This is a genomic window from Rhodococcus sp. A14, assembly GCF_011603105.1.
Classification (GTDB): Bacteria; Actinomycetota; Actinomycetes; order Mycobacteriales; family Mycobacteriaceae; genus Rhodococcus_F; species Rhodococcus_F opacus.
In genome coordinates, this window is sequence record NZ_JAAOQS010000262.1 from 1 (window position 1) to 1,428 (window position 1,428).

Below are 1,428 nucleotides of genomic sequence, written 5' to 3' on the forward strand. Positions count from 1 at the left end.
CTAGTAGTACTTTGTTAGCTCGGCGTGTCGGCTCGAGTTTTCGTGGCCTTCTCGAGAGCATGCGGGCATGGATACAGCCGCTCTCGACCGGGTCGGGGAACAGTTGGATGCGTTTGTCGGTGAGGTGTTCTCGTCGCTGGCGCGTAAGGATCAACGGGAGAAGGCGGGACTGTATGCGCGGGGGTTGATGCTCGACGGGCGGCGGAAGTCGATGCAGCCGATGGCGCAGCGGTTGCGGGTCGATCATCAACAGTTGCAGCAGTTCGTGACCACCTCGCCGTGGGATGTGGTTCCGGTGCGGAAAACGCTGTCCCGCCGGGCGTGTGGTCTGATCGACCCGGATGCCTGGGTCATCGATGACACCGGGTTCATCAAGGACGGACCCGCTTCGCCGGGCGTGGCCCGCCAGTACTCGGGCACCCTCGGCAAGGTCGGCAACTGTCAGATCGCGGTCAGCGTGCACGCGGCCACCGATGCGGCGTCCGCCCCGCTGGACTGGCGGCTGTTTCTGCCCGAGAGCTGGGACGATCGGTCGACCGCCGACCCCGAGACGGTCGCGGCGATCACCGCCCGTCGGCGACGGTCCGCGATCCCCGACACCGAGCACCACCGCCCCAAATGGCAGATGGCGATCGAGATGATCGACGAGCTGACCGAGTGGGGCCGGATCCCGCCGGTTGTGGTCGCGGACGCCGGATACGGCGACACCACCGCCTTCCGGCTGGCGCTGACCGAGCGGGGCATCGACTACGTCGTCGCCGTCAAGGGCGCGACCAGCGCCCATCCCGGCGACGCGGTCCCGGAGACTGCGGCCTACAGCGGCCGCGGGCGCCCGTCGACGCCCCGTTACGGCCCGCACACGACCTGCAAGGACCTCGTCCTCGCTGCCGGACGCAAGTCCCTGCGCACCGTGACCTGGCGCAAGGGAAGCAAGGCCGACCCCACCAACCCGACCGCGTCGATGCGCTCGCGGTTCGCCGTGTTGCGGGTCCGTCCGGCGAACCGGGACATCCCCCGCGCCGAGGACGGCGCCCTGCCCGCGGTGTGGTTGCTCGCCGAGTGGCCGACCGGAGCGGATGAGCCGACCGACTACTGGCTCTCCACCCTCCCCGAGGACATCCCGCTGCCCGAGCTGATACGGCTGGCGAAGATCCGCTGGCGCGTCGAGCACGACTACCGGGAGCTGAAAACCGGTCTCGGACTGGACCATTTCGAAGGTCGTTCCTGGATGGGCTGGCACCACCACGCCACCCTGGTCACCGCCGCCCACCTGTTCCTCACCACCCTCCGGCTCACCGCCCCAAAAGCAGCCGGGCAGGACTGACCCTGTACGCCGTTCTCCGCGAACTCCAACGCGCACTTGCCCGTTGGATCGGTACCTGCCCACTGTGCCACCACACCTTCCCCACCTAACAAAGTACTACTAGG

At 68.0% G+C, this 1,428-nt stretch carries 1 protein-coding gene; it reads left to right on the forward strand.

Features of this window, described 5'->3' with window-relative positions:
• Nucleotides 1-67: 67 nt before the first annotated feature.
• The gene (locus tag G9373_RS45255) at nt 68-1,324 is read left to right on the forward strand and encodes an IS701 family transposase (RefSeq protein ID WP_133984104.1); all 1,257 of its coding nucleotides are present in this window, start codon (nt 68-70) and stop codon (nt 1,322-1,324) included.
• Nucleotides 1,325-1,428 lie beyond the last annotated feature (104 nt).

Excerpts from the sequence above, each read along its gene's own strand:
- G9373_RS45255 (WP_133984104.1), top strand. The coding sequence starts at position 68 with ATGGATACAGCCGCTCTCGACCGGGTCGGGGAACAGTTGGATGCGTTT.